The 24,470-nt window shown below is 41.2% G+C and carries 21 protein-coding genes; 15 read left to right on the forward strand and 6 right to left on the reverse strand.

Going from position 1 to position 24,470, the window contains the following annotated elements; genetic code table 11:
- Positions 1-191: 191 nt before the first annotated feature.
- Together AOG26_RS03390 and AOG26_RS03395 are read left to right on the forward strand one after the other, a co-directional pair.
- Positions 192-746, forward strand: a complete 555-nt coding sequence (locus AOG26_RS03390) for a cytochrome b (RefSeq protein ID WP_054552924.1) — start codon at positions 192-194, stop codon at positions 744-746.
- 1 nt (position 747) lies between these two features.
- Entirely contained in the window at positions 748-1,326 is a 579-nt protein-coding gene (locus AOG26_RS03395) for a YceI family protein (RefSeq protein ID WP_054561236.1), read from the forward strand.
- Positions 1,327-1,386: 60 nt separating this feature from the next.
- Here the strand turns inward: AOG26_RS03395 and AOG26_RS03400 are convergent, their stop codons facing one another.
- Positions 1,387-2,247, reverse strand: a complete 861-nt coding sequence (locus AOG26_RS03400) for a TIGR02285 family protein (RefSeq protein WP_054561237.1) — start codon at positions 2,245-2,247, stop codon at positions 1,387-1,389.
- 642 nt (positions 2,248-2,889) lie between these two features.
- Here AOG26_RS03400 and AOG26_RS03410 point away from each other — a divergent pair.
- The 6 genes from AOG26_RS03410 to icd all read left to right on the forward strand — a co-directional run bounded on the left by AOG26_RS03410 (position 2,890) and on the right by icd (position 13,186).
- Positions 2,890-3,465, forward strand: a complete 576-nt coding sequence (locus AOG26_RS03410) for a hypothetical protein (protein WP_054561239.1) — start codon at positions 2,890-2,892, stop codon at positions 3,463-3,465.
- 46 nt (positions 3,466-3,511) lie between these two features.
- The gene (locus AOG26_RS03415; protein WP_054561240.1) at positions 3,512-4,459 is read left to right on the forward strand and encodes a hypothetical protein; all 948 of its coding nucleotides are present in this window, start codon (positions 3,512-3,514) and stop codon (positions 4,457-4,459) included.
- Positions 4,460-4,461: 2 nt separating this feature from the next.
- A complete protein-coding gene (locus tag AOG26_RS03420; RefSeq protein WP_054561241.1) occupies positions 4,462-6,693 on the forward strand; it encodes an NAD(P)-binding protein in 2,232 nt (743 codons plus the stop codon).
- A 142-nt stretch (positions 6,694-6,835) separates the two neighbouring features.
- Positions 6,836-9,100 carry a TonB-dependent receptor gene (locus AOG26_RS03425; RefSeq protein WP_235575460.1) on the forward strand — a complete coding sequence of 755 codons (2,265 nt, stop codon included), beginning with the start codon at positions 6,836-6,838 and terminating at the stop codon, positions 9,098-9,100.
- Positions 9,101-9,137: 37 nt separating this feature from the next.
- Positions 9,138-11,819 carry a 7TM diverse intracellular signaling domain-containing protein gene (locus tag AOG26_RS03430; RefSeq protein ID WP_054561242.1) on the forward strand — a complete coding sequence of 894 codons (2,682 nt, stop codon included), beginning with the start codon at positions 9,138-9,140 and terminating at the stop codon, positions 11,817-11,819.
- Between the two features lie 92 nt (positions 11,820-11,911).
- Positions 11,912-13,186 carry an NADP-dependent isocitrate dehydrogenase gene (icd, locus tag AOG26_RS03435; RefSeq protein ID WP_054561243.1) on the forward strand — a complete coding sequence of 425 codons (1,275 nt, stop codon included), beginning with the start codon at positions 11,912-11,914 and terminating at the stop codon, positions 13,184-13,186.
- On the opposite strand, the gene AOG26_RS03440 is transcribed toward icd, so the two are convergent.
- A complete protein-coding gene (locus AOG26_RS03440; protein ID WP_054561244.1) occupies positions 13,183-13,626 on the reverse strand; it encodes a hypothetical protein in 444 nt (147 codons plus the stop codon). The genes icd and AOG26_RS03440 overlap by 4 nt on opposite strands.
- A 111-nt stretch (positions 13,627-13,737) precedes the next feature.
- On the reverse strand, positions 13,738-14,685 hold the full coding sequence (locus AOG26_RS03445; RefSeq protein WP_054561245.1) for a LysR family transcriptional regulator: 948 nt from the start codon (positions 14,683-14,685) through the stop codon (positions 13,738-13,740).
- 105 nt (positions 14,686-14,790) lie between these two features.
- Here AOG26_RS03445 and aceK point away from each other — a divergent pair, with 105 nt between their 5' ends.
- The 4 genes from aceK to AOG26_RS03465 are packed head-to-tail and all read left to right on the forward strand — an operon-like array spanning position 14,791 to position 18,350.
- Positions 14,791-16,620 carry a bifunctional isocitrate dehydrogenase kinase/phosphatase gene (gene aceK, locus AOG26_RS03450; protein WP_054561246.1) on the forward strand — a complete coding sequence of 610 codons (1,830 nt, stop codon included), beginning with the start codon at positions 14,791-14,793 and terminating at the stop codon, positions 16,618-16,620.
- A 52-nt stretch (positions 16,621-16,672) separates the two neighbouring features.
- Positions 16,673-17,065, forward strand: coding sequence for a hypothetical protein (locus tag AOG26_RS03455; protein WP_054561986.1), 393 nt, complete (start codon positions 16,673-16,675; stop codon positions 17,063-17,065).
- A gap of 8 nt (positions 17,066-17,073) precedes the next feature.
- Positions 17,074-18,036 carry a zinc-binding dehydrogenase gene (locus tag AOG26_RS03460; RefSeq protein ID WP_054561247.1) on the forward strand — a complete coding sequence of 321 codons (963 nt, stop codon included), beginning with the start codon at positions 17,074-17,076 and terminating at the stop codon, positions 18,034-18,036.
- A gap of 53 nt (positions 18,037-18,089) precedes the next feature.
- Positions 18,090-18,350, forward strand: coding sequence for a DUF2999 family protein (locus tag AOG26_RS03465; RefSeq protein ID WP_054561248.1), 261 nt, complete (start codon positions 18,090-18,092; stop codon positions 18,348-18,350).
- Positions 18,351-18,406: 56 nt separating this feature from the next.
- Here the strand turns inward: AOG26_RS03465 and AOG26_RS03470 are convergent, their stop codons facing one another.
- Both AOG26_RS03470 and AOG26_RS03475 read right to left on the reverse strand, forming a co-directional pair.
- Positions 18,407-18,613 carry a helix-turn-helix transcriptional regulator gene (locus tag AOG26_RS03470; RefSeq protein WP_054552938.1) on the reverse strand — a complete coding sequence of 69 codons (207 nt, stop codon included), beginning with the start codon at positions 18,611-18,613 and terminating at the stop codon, positions 18,407-18,409.
- Positions 18,614-19,072: a hypothetical protein gene (locus AOG26_RS03475; protein ID WP_054561249.1), complete on the reverse strand. Its 459-nt coding sequence runs from the start codon at positions 19,070-19,072 to the stop codon at positions 18,614-18,616.
- Between the two features lie 186 nt (positions 19,073-19,258).
- Between AOG26_RS03475 and lepB the strand changes: the two genes are divergently transcribed.
- Together lepB and AOG26_RS03485 are read left to right on the forward strand one after the other, a co-directional pair.
- A complete protein-coding gene (lepB, locus tag AOG26_RS03480) occupies positions 19,259-19,918 on the forward strand; it encodes a signal peptidase I (protein WP_054561250.1) in 660 nt (219 codons plus the stop codon).
- An 82-nt stretch (positions 19,919-20,000) separates the two neighbouring features.
- The gene (locus AOG26_RS03485) at positions 20,001-20,816 is read left to right on the forward strand and encodes a hypothetical protein (protein WP_054561251.1); all 816 of its coding nucleotides are present in this window, start codon (positions 20,001-20,003) and stop codon (positions 20,814-20,816) included.
- A gap of 92 nt (positions 20,817-20,908) precedes the next feature.
- Here AOG26_RS03485 and metG read toward each other — a convergent pair whose 3' ends face one another.
- Positions 20,909-22,933, reverse strand: a complete 2,025-nt coding sequence (gene metG, locus AOG26_RS03490) for a methionine--tRNA ligase (RefSeq protein ID WP_054561252.1) — start codon at positions 22,931-22,933, stop codon at positions 20,909-20,911.
- Positions 22,934-23,111: 178 nt separating this feature from the next.
- On the opposite strand from metG, the gene apbC reads away from it, so the two are divergent.
- Positions 23,112-24,191 (forward strand): iron-sulfur cluster carrier protein ApbC, encoded by a 1,080-nt coding sequence (gene apbC / locus AOG26_RS03495; protein WP_054561253.1) that lies wholly within the window; start codon positions 23,112-23,114, stop codon positions 24,189-24,191.
- Positions 24,192-24,470 lie beyond the last annotated feature (279 nt).

A 24,470-nucleotide genomic window follows, 5' to 3' on the forward strand; every position in this document is an offset into this window, starting at 1 on the left:
TCAACGAGTATTCATACTACTGCTAACACCTAGCACCTAGCACCTTTTGTCTTTTTCCTTTCCCCTTACAACTTTACCCTTTCCCCTAAGGTGTGCATATATGCACAGAAGCTGTTCGTTTTACGCTATTTTCATTATATAAGCCGTCATTTAAGATGTATCTAGTTTCACGGTTCTCATGGGAAATGAGTATGTTAAAGAATTCAAAGTCAAGTTATGGCTGGGTGGCCATCTTAGTACACTGGTTAATGGCACTTGGGGTGTTTGGTTTGTTTGGCTTAGGCGTTTATATGGTTGAGCTAACCTATTACGACGCTTGGTATAAAGGCTCATTGGACTTACATAAAAGCGTGGGTATTACCTTAGCTGCATTATTGTTGTTTCGTTTTGGTTGGCGCTTATTAGGCACCCAACCTGAGCCTGTTGCAGGTAGTTCAAAAGCAATGAATCGAGTTGCACACTCAGTCCATAAACTAATTTATTTAGCTTTAATTGTCATTGTGACATCTGGCTATCTAATCTCTACGGCTGATGGCCGTGCAATTGAAGTATTTAATTTATTTGCTGTACCGGCATTACCCGAGTCGGTCGCAAACCAAGAAGATATTGCAGGTAAAATTCACTTTTATGCCGCGTATGGGCTAATAGCTGTGGTTGTTTTACATGCTTTAGGGGCACTAAAACATCATTTTATCGATAAAGATAAAACCTTAATTAGAATGATCAAACCATTGAAGGATGATTAACATGAAAAAATTACTATTAGGCACAGCACTCAGTGCTGCACTTTTCTCAACAGCAAACGCAAATGCAGCTGACTACGTTATTGATACAGACGGTGCACACGCATTTGTAACTTTTAAAATTAAGCACTTAGGTTACAGCTGGTTACATGGTCGTTTTAATACTTTCTCAGGTGATTTTAGCTATGACGATAAAGCGCCTAATGCATCTAAAATCAATGTAACGATTGATACTAAAAGCATCGACTCAAACCATGCTGAGCGTGACAAGCACTTACGCGGTAAAGACTTCTTAAATGTTGATAAATACCCAACTGCAACATTTAAAAGTACCTCAATCAAGTTTGATGAGGACGGTGACGAAGCAGATGTTACAGGTGAATTTACCTTAAATGGTGTAACCAAAACCATTACTTTTGAAATTGACAAAATTGGTGAAGGTAAAGATCCGTGGGGTGGTTACCGTGTTGGTTTTGAAGGCGAAACAAGTCTTAAATTGACTGACTATGGTATTGACTACAACCTTGGTCCGGCTTCAACCCATGTTGATATTGGTTTATTCATTGAAGGTGTACGTAAGTAAGCACCGTTAATACGACCGCCAATTCGCATAACTGTGGGTTGGTAAAATTAAAAGTGCCGCTTAATGAGCGGCACTTTCGTTTCTATCTTTTAATCTCTTTTCTAAAATGGGCTGCAAATTATCCGGTAGCCAGCGAACTAAAACATCATGAAAAGCATCTGTATGAGCGATTTTCTCAAGAGCTTCATCTAATAATTTTACCGTTACTTCACCTTGCTTGTTTTTAGTGCAGCCTATATAGCCAATGCTTAACGCCGGAGCTTCAGTAAGTGATAGTTGAGTTAAGTCATCTTCAAAGCCCATGGAATGAGCCAAGTAATAATGTTCGCTAGGGTAGCCAAGTAATATATCAATACGCTTTTTTTGTAGCATATAAGTTAGGCTTGCGAGGGTGTCTCTGCCGGGGCGTGAGATAATATTAGCGTCATGACTTTCGTTAATAACTTTGTCGATATTTGCTCCAAAAGAGCGGCTCATAGAGACCCCTAAAGCAAGGTTTTCGGCTAGTAATGATTTAAGTGACACAGGTTTTGTTGAGTCTAGCTTAAGTTTTGTTGCTAACTCTTTACGTATTGCAATAGACGGCGACAAACCAACAGTTGATGAATGTTCAGTAAACTGAATATGCTGCTTGCGGTGCTCGCTTTGATATAACGACAGCATACAGTAATTATTTTGTGGGTTTGATAGTTCATGCACAGCACGACTGGCTGGCAATAAAGTGCGTTTAAATGAAACCTCAGGCAGTGCTTTTTCTAATAATTTGATCACACTTTCATCACGACCTGTGCCTTCATATTTATCATGCATGATGTAGTAGGGGGCAAAATCAACCATGATCCACTCAATGGCTTTAGGTTGCTTATTTGCATAAGCTGGCAAGCAAAAAAGTAATAGTAAAATAGACCACACACTACGCATAGTTACTACCTATTTAGGAACTAAAATATAAGTGTAGCAGGAATATAGGCTTATGTGGCTGGTGGTGAAAACTAAAACGCCAGCTTGTTGGCTGGCGTTTATCGGTAGGGTTTAGTTGGCTTTTAACCACTTCACAAATTGGCGTGCATCACTAGCCTTTTGGAAGATGGCATTTTTTAAGCCCTGCGTGTCACTAAAAATTACACGCTGTTTATTTACCGAGATTGATTGCACTGGATGTGCGATCTGGATCAAAGATCCGTTGTATTTATATGACATAATAAAACTCACTTTTTCTTTTGTCTGTGTCTGTAGAGCTTTAATAGGCATTTAAAAAATACAGACCGACATTTGTTGTCTTGCTAACAGTGTCGACTAAGTTTGTGACAGTTTGGTGATGATTTGAAAATTCATCAAAATGTCATTTAGTGAACAAGCTGCAAGTATTTATACGAATATGCGGGAATTACTGGATCAAGGTAAGGGGTTAACCGCGTGGTTTCTAAAAACCAGACAATCAGAGTACTGTAAGAATCAATTAAGCGCAAGGTTTATTTTTTAAACATCAAAAATAATCTCTGGATGTTTAACAGAAACAGGCGTATTGTGATTAGGCACAAAATAACAATAAGAAGTATGCTTATGAATTACCTTTTGGTATCAGATATATTCGGTAAAACAGCGCATTTATCGCTGCTTGCTCAGCAGCTTCGTGGTAAAGTGAGTCTTTGTGACCCTTACATGGGGGAAATTCAGCTCCCCATAAATGAGCAGTTTCAATATCAACATTTTATGACTCAATGCGGCCATGACAGTTATTTTGAGCTAGTACATTTAAAAATGGCTACTATTCGTCAGCCAACCACGATTATTGCATTTAGTGCAGGCGCAGCTGCCGTTTGGCGAGCTCAAGCAGAGTTAAAAAATTTATTTATTAAAAAAATTATTGCCTTTTATCCATCCCAAGTTAGACATCACCTTGAGCTTGAGGCTAACGTTCCTTGTCGATTTATTTTTCCCCACAGTGAAGAGCATTTTGATATTAAGCCAGTGATTGCTTCATTAAAAAGTAAAGCCAAGGTGAGCTGTGAAATAGCCGACTATGGTCATGGGTTTATGAACCCGCTATCTGAGAATTTTAATCAGCTCGGTTATCAGCAATTTACCGAACAGCTATTAAAAGAGTGTTGTAACTCAGAACTTGTCCCCAACGATTAAAAAACTGGTCTATAGTCATTACTAAACAACAATATAAGTAATGACTATGACGGACCAAATAAATTACAGCCACTTCTTATCTAACCCGGTTGCTAAACCACCTTGTCGAATGATCAACGCGCAAATGTATGGTTTTTTTGTGTCTGGCTGCGAGCAAAAAATGCAGTACTATGTTGATGCAACTTTAAATCTACTAGCAACTGAATCAACCTCGTTTAATGTGTTAGGGAGTACTTGTTTACTTACCTTCACTGATATCGAAAAAATTTCTTCATTAACGCCACCGTTTTCAGAGCATGGCTGGATGCAAGAAACCGATATTATTATTTGGCTGCCGGTAGCAAAAATGCAAGATGGTGATATTAGCCATTTATATTGGTATCCGGCATTTATTAGCGTTAATAACATTTATGCTTTGATTAATGGCCGGGAAGCCTGGGGCTACAATAAATACCTCTGTGAATATCAAATGCCAACTGCTGTGAGTGATGCAGGCGCCTTTAGTATTTCTTTAGAATGTTTTGATGTGTTTAACCCAGACTCTAAATTAGCATTGCATGAGCTATTAACCATTGAGCAAACACAGGCAAGTACCAAGGAAAACCTACTCGATAACTTATCGCATTTTTCTAAACACGTTACCGATTTGTTTGATGCGCAAATTAAAGGCATTGATTTATCGCTTCTTAAACAATTGTTAGACGGGTTTATTCATCCGCAGATGGATCAGATTTTGTTTAAACAATTTCCCGATGGCCAAGGAGATAAAGCCGTTTATCAAAGCGTGGTTCACTCACCATCGTTAATCAAAAAAATTCACCAATTAAAACTTTTACACAATGATTTTAGTTTGGATGTAAAAGCTCTTGCGAGCTTTCCTTTGAATGACATGTTTGGCATCGCACTTGGCAAACAAGCAGTTCATTTACCTTTTTACGTCAATATGGATTTTGACCAGCTTGGCGCAACACAACTGTTACCAGCACAGGGGTAACCATGGAAAAAGAAAAAATCACCATTGTTGGTGGCGGTGTTGCAGCGATGACTGCGGCAGTGTATTTAACCGAGCAAGCTAATTGGCAAAGCCAGCGCGAAATTACCGTTTATCAACAGGGTTGGCGCCTTGGCGGTAAAGGGGCGAGTGGCCGAAACGCCCATTTTGGACAGCGCATCGAAGAGCATGGTTTACATGTTTGGTTTGGCGCCTATGTGAATAGCTTTCGCACCTTAGAAGGGGTATATAACTCACTCAATCGACCTGCTAGTTGTTCATTGGCTACTTGGCAGCAGGCATTTAAACCACACAGTTTTATTGCCTTACAAGAGTTTATTGATAACGAATGGCAAACTTGGCCAATTGATTTTCCAACTGTTGAAGGCAACCCCGCTGATGGCAGCCTAGATATAACAGTGTGGGACTTTGTCACCATGACATTAGCATGGCTAAAAAAATGGACCGAAGGCATTGAGCATGTTTGTCAGCAGCAAGCTGCTAAAACCATTTTAGTGACTAAAAAATCACGGGATCAATCGTTACTCAAACACATGTATCAAGAAATCAAAGCAGACATTGATACCCATTTAAATGGCGCAAAGCAGTTTATTGATGATATTGAAGCAGGTGCAACTGAAATTGCCTCGAACCCACGAACATTGATAACTCATTTGCTGCAGTTCACCGAAAAGCAGGCCACCCATACAGATAAGCAGGCCGATCGGCTGGTGATTTGGTACATCGTCAGAAAGTTAAAACGTTGGTTTAAAGACCAAGTTATTGATCTACTAGATGACAACCCAGAGCTGCGCAGACTTTATATTTGTGCCGATCTTGCGATTGCAATGCTCACAGGACTGATTAAAGACAAAGTATATCGCGACGGTTTTGGTGTCATTAATTGCTACGATTTTCGTCAGTGGCTCGAAAAAAATGGTGCGAATAAAACTTACAGCGTCGATTCAGCGCCAGTGCGCGGCTTTTATGATTTGGTGTTCGCTTACCCTAAAGGTGACTTTAGTAAACCCAATGTTGAAGCAGGCGTTGCCGCCCTTGCTATGCTACGTATAGGTCTTTGCTATAAAGGCGGCGTGATGTGGAAAATGCAAGCAGGCATGGGCGATGTTATTTTCGGACCAATTTATGAGCTTTTAAAGCAGCGCGGTGTTAAGTTTAAGTTTTTCCATCAGTTAACTAACTTATCTGCTGGGCAAACTGCCCAAGGTGAGCCGCAGGTAAGTGAGATTGAGCTTTGCCAACAGGTGAGTTTAGTTGGCCAAGATTATGACCCGCTCATTGATGTAAAACAGCTGCCATGCTGGCCAAGTGAGCCACTGTATGAGCAAATCAGCCCTGAACAAGCGCACTTATTGCAAGAATATCAAATTAATTTAGAGTCATTTTGGAGCAATTGGCCCGAGGTGTATCAAGAACACTTTAGCACCCCCTTGCCAACAGTGACGCTTCGCCATGGTATTGATTTTGATACACTGATTTTAGGTGTATCGGTTGCCTCTCTTGAACACGTTGCCTCTGAACTTTTAGCTGTAGATTACGCGCTTTCTCAACAAGCAACAAAAGTGCAAAGTGTGGCGACTCAGGCTTGCCAAGTATGGTTGAATAAAACCGACCCACAACTTGGCTTTACGCAAACTAATGCTGCTCATGAAGGGCCTATTTTAAGTGGCTTTGTAGAGCCGTTTGATACTTGGGCTGCAATGGGCAACTTGCTCGATAAAGAAGATTGGCCAAGTGACAACTCACCAGTTAATGTTGCCTATTTTTGCAGTGCGTTTAGCTGCGAAAACTACCCACCTGCCAGTGCACATCAATTCCCTGAGCAAATGAAAGCCGAAGTAAAATTGAATATGCATAATTTGTTTAGCGCAGATATGCGGGCACTTTGGCCTGAAGCCTATATTGATAACAAGTTTGATTGGCAGGTATTTTACAGTGATCCGCATAGCATTTTACCTGTTCTTGAGCAGCAATATTGGCGCGTCAATATCGATCCCAGTGAGCGCTATGTCTTATCTGTGGTTGATTCGAGTAAATACCGCCTGGCTACAGATGGCAGTCAGTTTGTTAATTTGCGCATCACTGGCGACTGGATAAAAACCGGGGTTAATGCAGGCTGTGTTGAGGCTGCTGTGATGGCCGGTATGCAAACAGCGCGGGCAATATGTGGTTGGCCAAGCGAAATCAGCGGAGAGCATGCATTCGAAAAAGGTTAGTGTGAATAAAGCTGTAAAAAAGTATGCGTATAAGTCATGAAATTACATGATTTATATGCGACTTTAATCTATTGTTTGGTCTATACTTACCACTAAATTACAACAATTTAACAAGTTTCCCTCTTTTAAGGTCTAAAAGCCAATGAAGCGTCCTTTTCTTAAAGATCCTAAGTTTATGATGTTGTCGAGCACCAGCTTGGCGGCATGTGTAATGGCAAGCGCTGTTGCACAAGGAGCTGAGACTGAAAAAGACATGGAAGTTATTAGCGTTTATGCACAAAAGCGTCCTCAAGCAATTGAAGACGTAAGTGTGGCGGTAAGCCAAGTGAATGGCGAAATTTTAAAAGCTCAGCATTTTAAAGATTCAACTGAAATTGGTTTGTTTGCGCCAAACGTTAAAATTACCCAAAACGCCGCAGAAGGGACGCCTCCCGCTGTGAGTATCCGTGGGGTGGGGTTACTTGATTATAATACGGCGAACACTTCACCTGTTGCCATGTATATTGATGGCGTTGCGGTGGGGTCTGCCAATAATCAAATTGTTAACTTGTACGATATTGAACAGCTCGATATTTTACGCGGCCCGCAAGGTACCTTGTTTGGTCGTAATTCTACCGGTGGTGCAATACTAATACGCTCAAATCGCCCTGAGTTTGATAGCTATGGCTCGCTAACATTAGGTGTTGCCAATAACAACGCCACCAGCGTCGATGGTATGTGGAATCAGCAACTCTCAGATTCCAGCGCAATGCGTATTGCTGTTAACTATCAAGACTACGAATATTCAACAAAAAATACCTATGCAGACTCACCAACAGCAGGCATGGAGCAAAAAAATGCCCGTGTGTCTTTTTTGTCCGAGTGGGATGACGTTGATCTTTACCTGCAAGCGCATATTGAAGATTGGAATGGTATTGCCCAGCCAGTTGGTAGTATTGGTATTGTCGCGAACCCTTTAACGGGTGAGCTGTGTTCACCAGCAGATGCGGGCTCAACACGCTGTTTTGATAACTTTGGTTTTAATGATGGCAGTGATGATTTTTTTGCGGTGAGCGTTAACAATGACTCACCTCATAAATCTGATGGTTATGGCTTTATTGCTGAACTTAATTGGCATTTAAACGAGCAAAGTACATTTACTTCACTGTCGAGCTTTAACGATCTCGAAAGAAGCCACGCTTTTAACTGCGATGGCTCGCCAGCTCGTTTGTGCGAAGGAGTATTAGGTTTAGATACTCAACTATTTAGCCAAGAATTCAGGTTATTAAACGAATTTGCTGATCACACACTCACCAGTGGTGTTTATTTTGCCGATGAGACGATTGAGCAAGATAATCTAAATGATATTTTGCGTGATTTCCGGGGTATTTTACCGACAAATTTAACCGCGACCTTTATCTACGATAACGAAATCAAGATGCAAAATTTGGCTGTATTTAGCCAAATTGAAGTGCCTGTCGCAGATAGATGGATGATCACAGCCGGTCTTAGATATGACTATGAGTCACTTGAATATGACTCAATCGCCACGTTAAATGCGGTGGTTGATGTGAATGACTTAGACGGAGTGCTTGTACCATTTTATCGCGTTACCGATGAGCAATCAGACAATGGCTTTACTGGTCAATTTGCCGTTAATTATCGCTATTCAGATGCAAGCAATCTTTATTATCGTTTTGCTAATGGTAGTAAAAGTGGTGGCTACAACGGCGGCTTTTTGTCATCTGAAGAACAAGCAATCTTAGCAAACTACGGTAAAGAGCGCTTAAATGCCCATGAAGTTGGCTTAAAGTCGTTCTGGCCTGGCAAGCAACTTAGAATGAATTGGGCGGCGTTTTACTATGACTATAACGACCAACAAGTGTTTATGAACCAAGCGTCAGAAACACCGCAAATGCCTCCTGTGCAATTACTTGAAAATGTTGCCGATTCAACTATTTATGGTCTTGAAACTGAAATCAATTACCAAGCAGCTAAGCAATTAGCCATGCTACTTTCAGTTGGCTATATCCCTCATGCTGAATTTGAAGATTACGTTGACCCACTTGGCAATAGTATTACCGATAACCAACTACCATTTACTTCTAAATGGAATGTATCAGCGGGATTAAAATATGATACCAGCTTGGCGTCATATCCGTTATCGGCCAACATTATTTACGATTATCAGTCTGAGTTTTATTTTGATCAGAACATGAACCCTTATGCCCGCCAAGACGGCTTTAGCATTGTTAATGCGCATCTAAAATATGATGTTGATAATTGGTCATTTACTTTATGGGGCAAAAATTTATTTGATACTGAATACAGTCAGTTAAAGTTCGATTTAAGTTCGTTCCTAGGCATGCTTGAAGACTTTAAAGGGGAAGGGCGTCGCTATGGCTTTGATGTTTCACTGCAGTTCTAGTCGTTGCCAACTCCACGATGGTACAGGGGTTTTGTGAATGCGGTTAAAGCTGTATTTTAGCACTCTGCTGTTTGTGGTTTTATTAAGTGTTTCGGCTAATGCACAAGATACGTTTGTCTATACCGACGCTGTAGCTGAGCAAAATCTTCATGATGTCGGTGAAGTGTTTACGGCAAACGATAATATGTTTCCGCAATCGGTGGCTGCGATTTATGCTTGGCGAGCCAGCAAAAAACCGCAATCTCGAATAAGTTCTGTCGGCGGTAGCTATTGGTTAATTGTTGAAATTGAAAATCAAAGTAATATCGAAGATTTAGTTCTCTATCCGTATAACACCTTGGTTTCGAAAATAGAAAGCCGCATTTACGATATAACTGATCCAACTGCCCCGATACAGCACTTTGTAACCGGTGGGGTCGAGCCGAATCAATTTGCTTTTCACTATGGTAATCGCTTATCTCTTGAAAAAGGTAAGCACTATATGCTTATCACTTATTTTGAGAGTGACTACTTTTATACTCCCGCAAAGCTGGTATTAACGCCTTATCAAGATTATTTTCAAAACATAACCATTGAAAATATGATCATGATGCTGTGCTTTGGGGTGGGCATTGCACTTGGTTTATATAATTTATTAATTTACTTGGTTTCTCGTGATGTCACACACCTTTACTACGCGCTATTTACTGCATCCTGGGTGTTTGCTTGGAGCCATTTTTTCCATATTTCTGATCAGCTGTTTGGTTACTATAATCCTCATCTTCATTGGCTCGGCTTTGCCCTCACACCCTTAACCAATATTCTGTTTTACAACAACTTACTCAAACTTAAAGAGACATTTCCCAAACTGGCGCAATTATCCCTGACGGTGGGTGTAATCGCTACTCTGGGTATTCCGTTTTGTATTTTATGGCCAAGCTTTGGTTTTTATTGGTCAACGTTAGTAACGGGTGTTGCTTTATGTTTAGGCTTATACATAGGTATTCGCTGTATGCTCATTGGCTTTAAGCCAGCACGCTATTTTGTGCTGGCTTACATTGCCATGATGCTACCGAATATGGTCGGTAATTTAACTAATTTAGGCTTGCTGCCAGCTACCTCCATTAATTTATATTTATTGGGTTTGATAGGCACAGCCATGGACGCCATGTTGCTGGCGTTTGCTGTGGCCGATAAGTTTAGGCTGCTTCACGATGACAACGTAGAGCTCAACAAAAATTTAGAAGAAAAAGTACATCTAAGAACTTTGGAGCTTGAAGAACTTGCCTCTGAGCTTCGCGATGCGAATGAAGCTAAAAGCCGCTTTTTAGCGAATATCAGTCATGAAATTCGTACCCCAATGACATCAATTATTGGCTATGCAGATGGCATTATGCTCGGGGACATTAAGCCTCATGAGCGCAACCATGGGATTGGAGTTATATTGCAAAATAGCCGCCATGTTCTTGGATTAATAAACGATATTCTCGATATGTCGAAGATTGAAGCCAACAAGCTAGAAATAGATTTAGTCGAAACAGACTTGTTTGCCACGATTGCCAATATTGAGTCACTTATTGGCAAGCAAATCCGTGATAAGGGCTTAAAGTTCAGTGTTGATTATCAGTTCCCGTTGCCAGACTACCTAATTACCGATCCGAGTCGTTTAAGGCAAATTTTATTAAACCTAACAACCAACGCCCTTAAGTTCACTCAAGTCGGGCGTATAACTTTAACGGTGAGCTGTCATAACGATAAGTTGTCGATAAGCGTAAAAGACACCGGTATTGGCATGACAGACAAAGAGCAACAAGCCCTGTTTAGTGCCTTTTATCAAGCGGATTCAAGTATTTCTAGGCAATATGGTGGCACGGGTCTTGGCCTTAATATTTCAAAGAGCCTTGCGCAGAAATTGGATGGGGATATCAGCGTTAAAAGTAATGTTGGCTCTGGCAGTGAGTTTATTTTCACCATGTCGGTGTATACCACAGATAACACACGTTGGCTCAATGATATGAGCGAAGTGAAGCTCGTTGAAACCTCACCGTTTAGTAAGCTTGATGCACCAGAGAACTTAAAGGGCAGAGTATTACTTGCCGAAGACCACCCAGACAACCGACGTTTAATTGCGCGAATATTAGAGCGTATGGGGCTGACAGTGACCACCGTTGAAAATGGTAAAGACGCAGTGCAAGCAACCCTCGAAGACAGCTTTGACCTTATTTTACTCGATATTCAAATGCCGATTATGGACGGTCAAGAAGCATTAAAAATGATGCAAGCAACGGGAGTGAGTGCGCCAATCATTGCACTGACAGCGAATACCATGAAGCATGAAATTGCCCGTTATATGAAGCAAGGCTTTAATGATTTAATCGCTAAACCAATTGATAGAAACGCGTTTAGCCATAAAATTGCCAGTTACTTAGATTGCGATGAGTTAGCCGATATCAAATTACCTGAAAAAGAATTTCAGGCGCTGAAAGATGACTACATAAAAGGTCTTGAAGAACAATATAGAGAAATGCGCGAGCAATACAAAAATATGGATATAGATGGCTTAAGCAGAAATGTTCATATGCTCAAAGGCGCTGCGAACATGTTCGAATGTGAAATGCTCTATGTTAAAGCCGTGGCAGTAGATACTGCGCTTAAAAAAGATACCGTCACGCTCGATACGCAGCTTATTGCTTCCTTATTTTGTGCTATGCAAGACGAAATAACCAAGGTAACGCATTGATTGCTTGAATAGCGGCTATTTCTTTGTAAGCACAGACAAATTCGCTATTTCTTGATATTAATATTGTTAAAACACCTTGCTGGGAAGGCATGATGCAGTATCAACATATTTCAGTACCCTCGAATGGCGCGCAAATTACGATTAATAGTAAGGGCCAATGGCATATTCCTGATAACCCGGTTATAGCTTATATTGAAGGCGATGGTGTGGGTCAAGATATAAGTCCGGTGATGCGTGATATTGTCGACGCTGCGGTGAAACATGCTTATCAAGGCGATAAACAAATACATTGGATGGAAGTGTTCAATGGCGAAAAAGCAGCTGCGCTATACGATGGCGACTGGTTCCCGCAAGAAACCCTGCATGCGGTTAGGCAGTATAAAATTGCCATAAAAGGGCCATTAACAACCCCCCTCGGCGGTGGTTTTCGCTCTTTAAATGTGGCCCTTCGTCATGAGATGGATTTATTCGTTAACATGCGGCCTATTCGCAGTTATCCGCATTTACCATCCCCCTTAAAAGAGCCTGAAAAAACTCAAATCACAGTAATACGCGACAGCTCTGAAGATGTTTACTCAGGCATTGAGTGGCAGGCTGGCAGTATCGATAACGAGCGTATGCTTGATTTTCTGTGCCAAGAAATGGGTGTCACCCGACTTCGTTTTGATAACCAATGCGGTATTGGTATTAAAAATAGCTCGAAAGAGGCGGCAGAGCGACTAATGCGTTACGCCCTAAACTTTGCCCTCAAAGAGCACAGTGAATCACTGACTGTGGTGCACAAAGGCAATGTACTTAAATTTACCGATGGCGCCTTTAAACGCTGGGCATTTGCCCTAGCAGAGCAAGAGTTTAACGCTGTAGCGCATGAAAATGGTCGTTGGTTAGTGATCAAACGTGACGAGCAAGATGATTTAATTATCAAAGAAGTCATTGCCGATAACATGCTACAACAAGCGCTGCTCACCCCAGAGCAATTTGATGTGGTGGTAACAACCAATCAAAACGGCGATTACTTAGCTGATATGCTAACCGCACAAGTCGGTGGGGTAGGTATTATGCCTGCGGCAAACTTAAATAATGAAGTGGCCTTTTTTGAACCGACTCATGGCACATTTAATCGCATAGCCGGGGAAGACAGTGCAAATCCAACAAGCAGTATTTTAAGTGCGGTTATGATGCTACGTTTTATGGGCTGGCACGAAGCGGCGAATAAAATAGAAAAAGCCCTAGAGCAGACGCTTAGCGCAAATGAAATGACGTTTGATTTGGCTAACCTAGTAGCCGATGCGACGATGCTTAGTTGCAGTGATTTTGCAACAAGCATCATCGCGCGAATAAGTAACTCAAATAATGAACCATATTAAGCGGCATTGGCGCTTTTAACTGCGTAGACACATGGTTTACCTGTTAACTGTGCTGCACGTTGGTAAATGTGCTCTGCACCAGGTTCGTTGCTTGTCATGCCTGTTAATGTATCCATTAACGCAACCACTAAAATTGCTGGTACTTGGCAGCAGTATTCATCTAACACTGCAGTTGTTGTTTGTGCATCAACATGACAATGCGGGTGAGTACGTACTGTGCTATACGCTTTTAACAGTGTCTCTGCTTGTAGAACATCATCATCTTGATGTTTGGTTTTACGGCATTGGCAACCAAACTCATCAACCATTGTTGCCAGTGTTTGGTAAATCTCATCGCAGGCTAAATCGCTTTTTTTACAAAGCTGCTGCTCGATGAATGAGTGTAATTGACCATTGATGTAAAGGCCGTCCTGTTGAGTGAATTGCGCTGAAGTTTCCATAATCATTTTCTCTTTGTTTATGTGCTTAACTTCACTCTAGCCCTTCACTCATTATTTATGAAATTGTTGTTTTCAATAACTGATATTGATTTAATCAATATTGTGTTGTTTTTAGCGATCAGCCACCGTACTGGCAAAGGCAAGTAGCTCTCTGCGCAGCCATTGGTGCGGGTTTGCGTGGTGTAGCAAAGGGCTCCATAACATTTTTACTTCAATAGGCACGATTTGAAATGGCACTGGACTTATTACCAAATCAGTGTGTTTTGCGAGTAACATGGCTTGGCGACGGGGCAATGTTGCTATGAGTTGAGGTGATTGGCAAAGTAGGCTCGCCACCATGTAATGGCGGGTGAATACGCGAATATTGCGGGTTTGTTCTAGTTGCCATAATGCCTCATCGACCCAGCCGAGTTTTTGGCTGCCTGATTTATTTGTTACTGCCGCTTCTACGCCCCAACCAGCCCGATTCACCCAAATGTGTTCTTGAGCAAGGTAGCCTTCAAGGTTTTGCTGTTGTAAGTAAGAGTTGTCTGGGTGTGTTAAGCAGCAGTAATTGTCGCGCCACACACTTGCCTGGTGGAATGAGCGGGGCAGGCCGTTAAAGCGATTAATGGCAAGGTCGATGGTGCCTTTTTCCATATCTTGAAGGTTAACATCGCTTGGGCTCAAAATATCAAAATTAAGCCCCGGATTTTTTGCTAGCTGCTGGGTGATAAACGGCGCAATAAGCGTTGATTCAAGATAGTCGTTTGCCATGATCCGAAACGTAATATTCGCGGTGCTCGGGTCGAATACCTCACTTGGCTGAGTAATTTCCTCAGCCATTTTTAACAGTGATTCTATTTCAGGTTTAAGGCTGAGCGCTTTTGCCGTTGGCGTCATTGTGCCAGCGGCTCTCACTAATAATGGATCATCAAATAAATCACGCAAACGTTTAAGGGCATTACTCATTGCAGGTTGAGTCAAAGCTAGTTTATTGGCGGCTTTAGACACACTTTGTTCGTCAATGAGGACATTTAAATACACTAATAGGTTGAGGTCGACGTGCCTAATATTCATTTGATCAATCTTATTTATTATCTTTATTAATTACCTAAATTAAAGCGCGCTTGCTATTGTGTGTAAACAAGGCGACTAAAATAATCAGCATAAGCGATAAAAATAATGCCACAGCAAAGTTCAAGTTTGGCTGTTAAATCACACAGCGAACAGTTAAATCAGGTCGTAGCGACTAAGCTTGCCCGTGCGGTGTATGCTGGCTTTGAGGCTATGTTTGCAGAGTTTTTAAATATTACCCTCGGTGCACAAAGTCGTTTTGAACAGCGCCAGTGGCATCAAGTTCAAGGGGCTATGAAATCGCGATTGCAAGTTTACGAAGGGCAAGTAAAAAAGGTAAGCCAAGCGGTAAAAATTATTGCTTATAGCGAAGTAGACGACCCAGCGCTTTGGTTATTAGCCAAACAAATATACGCAGAAATGGTGCAAAGCCATGAAAACCAGCCTATTGCTCATACCTTTTTTAACTCAACCTTCGGTGCAATTTGGGACTCACGAAAAATCCGCAATGTGCACTTGTTTGTACTAAAAGCACGATATCAACTGGGGCCAAGACCCTTTGATTCATTGGTTAGCCGCATTTCCCTGCAAAATGGCTTTGAAAGTGCGATTAGTAGCTTGATCAAGCGCCATGTATTTCGGTCACAATACGCTGATTTTACTGATGATATTGCCATGTTACAGCGTACCTTGATTGCTGGAGCGAAACAACAATGCCCACAAGTTTATGAGCTGCTTGCTCTCAACGATGGCTATATTGAATACGCTAATTCATTGTTTTTCAGAAATAAAGCGTGCTACATCATAGGTCGTTGTATTGCTAAAAATGGCGATAACATGCCATTTGCGATTGCGCTATTAAACAGTGAAAAAGGTCTTCACATTGATGCTGTGATGATGGGAGCTGATCAACTCAGCTTGTTGTTTGGCTTTGCGCGTACTTATTTTATGGTCGACACTGACCAACCCGCCCGATATGTTGATTACCTCAGTGTTTTAATGCCTCATAAGCAACGTTTTGAGCTGTTTAATGCCATAGGCTTTATCAAACACGCGAAAACCGAGTTTTATCGTTATAAAGTTGATACCACCCGTAATAGCCCCGTTGACGATAAATACACACTTGCGCCGGGTACGCCGGGCATGGTGATGCTGGTATTTACCACCCCAGGCTCAGATTATGTGTACAAGGTAATAAAGGATAAATTTAGTGCGCCAAAAACGGCCACCAAACAACAAGTAATGGCTAAGTACGACTTTGTTAAACAAGCCGACCGAGTAGGCCGGCTAGTTGATACCCACGAATTTCGTTATTTAGCGTTTGATTTAAGCCGATTTAGTGATGAGCTTATACAAATAATGCAGCAGCAAATTGGCGATAGCTTAGTGATCTCGGGTAATGCACTTATTTTGCGCCATGTTTATGTAGAGCGAAAAATGACGCCGCTTAATTTGTATATAAACGACTGTGATGAGCGAAAACTGCAGCAAGTAATGGTTGATTACGGTAAAGCGATAAAAGAGCTTGCGGGGGCTAATATTTTCCCCGGTGATATGCTGATGAAAAACTTTGGTGTAACCCGTTGGGGAAGAGTGGTGTTTTATGACTACGATGAAATTTGTCCGATGACAGAGTGTCAATTTAGAGAGCTGCCAAAAACCGATGACTCATTAGATGAGCTCAGCAGCGAAAGCTACTTTGATATCGCAGAAAACGACGTATTTCCGAGCCAGTTTAAAGTATTTTTTAGCGCTAATAAGCGAGCGTTTGATCACTTCAATGCTGCACATCAAGATATTTTCACTGCCACGATGTGGCAGCAATTACAAACTGCGATAAACGATGGGCAATTGCTTGACGTTTATCCTTATAAGCAGTCTTGGCGCTTTTCGTCGATGAGAGCTCAAATGAAAAAATCTCAACCTATAACTGTTTAATAGGAACATAGTGTTAGCGTATGCTATTGAAAAAATTGCTAAGGAACGCACTATGAAAAACACACTGTTATTATCGAGTTTATTTATTTCGTCTATGGTAAGCGCCAATCCGTTATTAGGTAGCTGGCAATTTGTTGAAGGCAAATATGCAACCAATGACGGCTATGTGACGGCAAAAGCGCCAGAAATTACCTCTGTTAAACTGATTACACCCAGTCATTTTAGCTATATCACCCAAAAACAAGGCAACTTTCATTATGCTGGTGGCGGCAAATATGTTTTGCAAGACCAGCAATTTATCGAAACTTTTTCCTATGGTAATGTTCCTTCACTACTTGGTAAGACCATGGCATTTGATTACAAAATAAAAGGTGACTTGTGGCACCACACCTTGTATGAAAATGGCAAATTAGTCGAAGCTGAGATCTGGCAACGAATTAAATAGAAGGTGATATGCGTTATATTAAGCACGAAGACTCACAGTTACATTTTGCGCAAACAGATAAACCAGCCCTAAAAGATAACGAAGTTCTTATTGCTGTTGCAGCAATCGGCGTTAATCGGGCAGATTGTTTACAGCGACAAGGTAAATATCCTGCGCCCAAAGGTGACAGTGAAATTCTAGGGTTAGAATGCGCCGGTACCATTGTTGAGCAAGGCAGTGCAGTATCGGGAGATTGGCTTAATAAACGCGTTTTTGCCTTGTGTGCAGGCGGTGCTTACAGCGAGTATGTTGCAGTTGATGCTGCACAAGTAATGCCGTTACCAGATGAAATGACAATGGCCCAAGGCGCTGCTATCAGTGAAGTATACTTAACGGCTTTTTCTGCCTTATTTCAATTTGGTCAGCTCAAAGCGGGGCAGACGGCACTGATCCATGCGGGAGCTAGTGGTGTCGGTGGGGCGGCAATTCAAATGGCAAAACGCGCAGGCGCTCAAGTGGTGATCACCGCAGGTAGTGATGAAAAGTGTGAGCATGCCAAACAGCTTGGTGCAGATCACACCATTAATTATAAAACCACTGATTTTGTAGAGTACTTCAAAGCCAATAATTTACAGGCCAATACCATTGTTGATCCTGTCTCAGGAAGCTATTTAAATAAAAATGCTGCCGTTGCAGCAATGGATTGCCAAATTGTGATGTTAGCCTTTTTAGATGCGCGCTTTGCTGAGGTTGACTTTGCAAGGCTGCTTAGCAAACGTATTTCCTTTCATGCATCAACTTTGCGTAATCGTTCAATTGAGTTTAAACGTCATTTAAAAGAGCAGTTTATTTCGCGCTTTTATGATGACTTGGCCAACGGGCTGTTCGATTGCAATATCTATAAAACCTTAAATTGGCAAGAAGCGAATGAGGCTCACCGTATTTTAGATAACAACGAAAACTCGGGAAAAGTGGTGATGTTAGTTGAATAACATCAATTTGCCCATATTATTGGTTTTATTAGTAGTTAAAAGTAAAGGTTAATATGAACCCTATTATTGCAATGCTCAAAGAGCACAATGTAAGTGACGAGAAAGTGCGTGAGCTGTTTCAAGCGTTTATGGAAAACCCAATGATGGCAATGGGTCTAGTCCAACAGTTAGGTATCCCACCAGAAAAGCTTCAACAATTGATGGCATTAGTGATGACGCAGCCACACCTTATTAAAGAAGCGGCTGAATCAGTGGGTATCAGTGATGATGAAGTTGAGCAAGCCAAAGCGCAGTTCAAAAATCAGCAGTCATAAAATTAAATGATACGAATTTAAAAAAGGTTAGCTCTTTGGCTAACCTTTTTTGTTAATTACTGATACGAAAACACGTCGTCTAGTTTCTTATCAAACAGTTGAGCAATCTTAAAAGCCACCTCGAGCGAGGGTGAATATTTACCTTTTTCAATTGCTACTATAGTTTGCCTTGAAACGCCAACTGCCTCTGCCAATGCTTGCTGAGTCATTTCGTTGTGATGAAATCGAAGTTCCCGAATGGTATTACTGAGCTGTTTTGTCATCTAGCTGTCTCTTCGATATAAATACGCTTTGCTGGCAATAGTAATAATTTCACTGGCTAAAAAACCAATAATAAGAAAGTGCATAATATTATATAGATCAGAGACCTCAGGTAACAGCATGCGTCCAGATACGCGCTCAATTTGCGTCGCTAAAAATACACACATTAAGATAGTTGCAGAGCAGAACCAGTGACCAAGTTTGGTGCTTTTTAGCTCAATGAGCTTATCACGCTCATCATCCCCTAAGTCTGCTTCTTTGTGTTTAATGCCTGCAAGCACAGATTGCATAATGATCTCTAAGATCACCGCAACCACGACAACCTTATACAAATAAGACACCATAGTATCTTGGCTAAGATCACCTGCAGCTTGTAGTGAATTAATGCCTAACAGGTAATAGCTTAAAAGGCCTATGGTTACCACCAAGGTGCCCCAAATTGTCATTTCTTTGTAGCTCATTTTCTTCCACCCCATGTAAAAAATATTTGACTTGGTGTTAAGTAAACTACTCATTGCTCGGTATGTCAAATATTTTTAACACCATGTATGGTATTTTTATCATTGACGTATTTCGTTACATTTAGTTGAGAACTAATTCCTACCGCACAGACTCCTAATGAATCAAACAACAAATTAGGAACGAATATGAACTGGCTTTTAAAGGTATGGAAAAATAACCGCTCATTGATTTTATTTATCTGCTTGATGAGTGTGTTCAGAAGTGCAGTGGCTGATTGGTATGAAGTGCCAACAGGTTCTATGAATCCGACCATCGTTGAAGGGGACCGTATTTTAACGGATAAAATGGCTTATGATCTGCGTGTGCCATTTAGTCATATTTCGCTAATGCGCACAGATGAGCCAAAAGCCGGTGATATTATTGTATTTGATTCTAAGGCTGCAAATAATCGTTTAATAAAGCGTGTTATTGGCGTGCCGGGCGATACAGTGACTTTAGTCGATAATAAATTGATCATAAACGGTAAAGAGCTTGATTATGCATTAACTGATAATGAGCATGAGCAGCAAACACTGATTGAAAACCTTGCCGGTGTTCAGCACGCTATTGTGGTATCAAAAACGCCCTCGGTGATGCAGCATTTTGCCCCTGTCGCTATTCCAAAGGATATGTATTTAGCGATGGGCGATAATCGCGATCACAGTGCAGACTCGCGAGTGATTGGTTTAGTGCCTCGCAGTGAGTTATTAGGCAAAGCTAAAAGAGTCATAGTGTCACTTGATTATGATGATTATTACTTACCTCGAAAAGAGCGACTCTTGCATGATTTGTACTTAGCACCCTAGATAAAAATCGTACAAAATTGGCAATTTATAATTTTATGTTTCAATATTAACGACATAAAAATAATAAGCCAAAAGGTAAAGTATGATAAATGATAAGTTTGCGAGATTAATTCGATCTTTTTTGTTACTCGTCTTTTCGATCAGTCTGGTTGCATGTGGTTCGAGCTCAAAAAACGAATCTACAAAAGTTGATGACACTAACAGCTCAACACCGGATACAGGTGTTGAGCTTGTCGATAACAGTGGTAGTGCTGACTATAAAATTATTATTTATGGCAATAGCCATAGTGCTAGATTAGGGGATTTGCTTGAACAGCTTATTTCCAGTGAGCTAACCAACGCTCAAGTTTCAACTCTTACCATCAGTGGTCGTTTTTTAGATGAAATAGTGAACACTTCGGGCAATATTGAAAAGCTACAGCAAGCCAATTGGAGCCATGCTATTTTTCAAGGTCAAAAGTATTCTCAGTCTGGCTCTGTTAATTATTCTACAAGTGAGGCTGAGCGTTTAATTGCCAGTGCAAAAGAGCTGGAAATTACACCTATTTTGTTTCCTGAGCATCCACAGCGAGGTGACAGCAAAGAAGGGGAGCTTGTCTATCAATTACATTTGTCGATTAGCGAAAAAGAGGCAAGTTGTGTTGCACCAATCGGCTTAGTTTGGGATAAAGCAATCGCTGCATTACCTGAGCTTAATTTTTACAGTGCAGATGGCAATCATGCTTCAGATGCAGGGCACTTACTGACCGCGATGACTTTTTATGAAGCCATAACAGGTGAGCTTGCAGATACCCTAGCTTACAATGCTGCTTTTGCTATTACCGAACAACAACACCAGCAGTTTGGGCAAATAATTACTCAATTACTGACTGAGTATCCTGCATGCCCAAGCTCATAAGCTAACAACATTATCTAAAGCATTCATTAAATACAAAAAAACCGTTGTGTCTGAAACACAACGGTTTTTTATATTAACTTGCAATTGTGTAATTACATTACACGCATGCCAGGCTCTGAGCCTTCATCTGGGTTTAGAATATAAATTTCTTTACCGCCAGGACCTGCCGCTAATACCATGCCTTCAGACATACCGAAACGCATCTTACGAGGCTTAAGGTTCGCTACCATTACCGTTAGCTTGCCTTCGATATCTTCTGGTGCATACGCCGATTTAATACCTGCGAATACTTGGCGCGTTTCGCCACCTAAATCTAAGGTTAGTTTTAATAGCTTATCTGCGCCTTCAACGTGTTCTGCTTTAGCAATTTTTGCTACGCGTAAATCAACTTTCGCAAAATCATCAAATTCGATTTCTGGGCTGATTGGCTCTTTTGCTAGTGGGCTGTTTGGATCAATCTTGTCTTTTTCAGCAACTAGGCTTTCTTTTGATTCTTCAATCATTTTATTTACTTTATCCATTTCAACACGTTGCATTAACGGTTTGAACTTATTAATTGCGTGACCAACAAGCGCTGTTTGCGCGCCTTGCCATGTTAAACCGTCGTTTAAGAAGGCTTCAACGTTTGCAGCCATACCTGGAAGAACAGGTTTTAAGTAAGTGATAAGTATACGGAACATATTTAAGCCAAGTGAACAAACATCGTGTGTTTCTTGTTGTTTTGTTTCGTCTTTAATCAATACCCAAGGCGCTTTAGCGTCGATAAATTGGTTTGCTTTATCAGCAAGTGCCATGATTTCACGAATTGCACGGCTGTAATCACGGTTTTCATAGTGATTTGCGATGCTTGCAGAAGCTGCTTGGAACTCACTTAATAGTGCTTCGTCCATTACGGTGTCGCTAAGCTTACCGTCAAACTTCTTGGTGATGAAGCTTGCACAACGGCTTGCGATGTTAACTACTTTACCTACTAAGTCTGAGTTAACACGTAGTGCAAAGTCTTCAAGGTTTAAATCAAGGTCAGTGATGCCGTTGTTTAATTTTGCCGCGTAGTAATAACGAAGATATTCAGGATCTAGGTTATCAAGGTAAGTACGCGCCTTAACAAAAGTGCCTTTTGATTTAGACATCTTCGCGCCATTCACAGTCACAAAACCATGGGCAAAAACGTTTGTTGGCTTTCTGAATTTTGCACCATCTAACATTGCCGGCCAGAATAAGCTGTGGAAGTAGATGATGTCTTTACCAATGAAGTGGTAAAGCTCTGCATCTGAGTCTTCGCTCCAAAATGCATCAAAATCAATCCCTTTTTTATCACACAGGTTTTTAAAGCTCGCCATGTAGCCAATAGGTGCGTCTAACCACACGTAGAAGTATTTACCTGGTGCACCTGGGATTTCAAAACCAAAGTAAGGTGCGTCACGGCTGATATCCCACTGCTGTAGGCCATCTGCAAACCACTCATCAAGCTTGTTCGCCATTTCTTGTTGAATCGTACCTGAGTGTAACCACTCTTTAAGCATGTCTTCAAAAGCAGGTAGGTCGAAGAAGTAATGCTCCGAATCTTTTAAGATTGGCTCAGCACCCGACATAACAGAGCGTGGGTTGATAAGCTCAGTTGGGCTGTAAGTTGCACCACAAGAATCACAGCTGTCACCGTTTTGATCTTCTGACTTACACGTTGGGCAAGTACCGGTTACAAAGCGGTCTGGTAAGAAGATACCTTTCTCTGGGTCGAAAAGTTGAGAAATAGTATGCTTTTTAATGTGACCCGCTTCATTCAAACGGTTGTAGATTAACTCGCTGAAATGACGGTTTTCTTCACTGTGCGTGCTGTGATAGTTATCAAATTCAATGTTGAAATCAGCAAAATCGCGTTGACGTTCAACACTCACGTTTTTAACCATCTCTTCTGGCGTGATCCCTTGCTTTTGCGCATTAAGCATAATTGGTGTGCCGTGAGCATCATCCGCGCAAACGTAATAGGTTTCATGACCTTGTTGTTTTTGGAAACGCGCCCAAATATCAGTTTGGATATATTCTAGTAAATGACCTAAGTGAGTCGGGCCATTGGCATAAGGTAATGCGCTAGTAATCAGGATCTTTCGCTGTGCCATAATCATTCCGAATTGAGATTAGTTCGATGCAAATATGCTCGAATATCATTATTTAATTCATTGTGAGTTGCTCATAGACAACTCAAAGCAATGATATTATCTAATTGTCTGGTTTTAATGCCTTGAATGTTACATAATTCCGCAGCACTTTTCATCAAAGAAACGCTAATTTATTGCTATGTTTGGACTGTCAAAACTATTCTCAAGTAAATCGGCTGAAAAAGCACCTATCATTGCAGCCTTAGCCGCCTACCGTAGTAGCGCATTTGCCATTGGTATTGAGCAAGATTGGCTCGAAGAGCTTAATCAAAACAGCGATAAAAGCTGGCAGGTAAAACTAAGCCTACCTTTTGCTGGCGTGGGCGAAATCACTGAGATTGAAAAATTTGTCGCTGATAAACTATCAGTGCCTGTGTCAATTAGTGCTAAAGTGAAATTACCTAGCACATATAGTTTTAAGCAAATTAAACATATTGTGCTCGTTGCTTCAGGTAAGGGCGGCGTAGGAAAGTCAACTACGGCGGTGAATCTTGCCTCGGCTTTAGAACAAGAGGGTGCCAAAGTGGGTATTCTCGATGCTGATATTTATGGCCCGTCTATTCCATTGCTTCTAGGTCTACAAGGGGCAGAGCCGAAAACAGCAGATAATAAAAATTTACTTCCTTTTGAAGCGCATAACCTCAAGGCGCAATCGATCGGCTTTTTAGTGCCAAGTGATGACGCGACCGTTTGGCGCGGACCAATGGCATCGGGAGCACTTAATCAGTTAATGAACGAAACCGCTTGGGGTGAGCTTGATTATCTAATTGTTGATATGCCTCCAGGTACGGGCGATATTCAATTAACCATGAGCCAAAAAGTGCCAGCCAGTGGTGCAGTGATCATTACCACGCCTCAAGATTTAGCGCTAGCCGATGCGCAAAAGGGCATTGCTATGTTCAATAAAGTGAACGTACCTGTGCTTGGTTTAATTGAAAACATGAGCTACTTCTTATGTGGTCATTGTGGTAAGCCTAATCATGTATTTGGTAAAGATGGTGCCGTAAAATTAGCACATCGTCATGGTGTACCAGTGCTGGCTAATATTCCGCTGGCCATTGAAATTCGTGAAAGCTCGGAGCAGGGCGATTTAATTGCCACAGACAACGAGGCTCAAATAAGTGAAACCTACAAAACTGCAGCACGCGTGCTTGCTAGTAGCTTGTATTATCAACAGGCGCACACAAGCGCAGTTGAAATTGTCATTACTGAAGATTGATTGTTGCAAAGATTTTGTTAGTGGGTTTTTCTTGTTAACAAAATCCAGATTGATTATTTTGTACTAAATCTTGCTATCTAACCCCACTTTTAGTCGCATATAGCCTGCATTTTCGTGAAATATGTCGAAAAACAAAGTTGCAGTAAATGTTAATATTTTATTGACGTTTTAATAACCGTGACATACTCTAATGAAAGCGCTTACATTGTTAGGTCTTTTTATTTACCTGCCAATGTAAGCGCTTACAATTGACTGATTAAAACTATACTCTATATATAT

It is taken from the genome of Pseudoalteromonas sp. UCD-33C (assembly GCF_001306895.1).
Classification (GTDB): domain Bacteria; phylum Pseudomonadota; class Gammaproteobacteria; order Enterobacterales; family Alteromonadaceae; genus Pseudoalteromonas.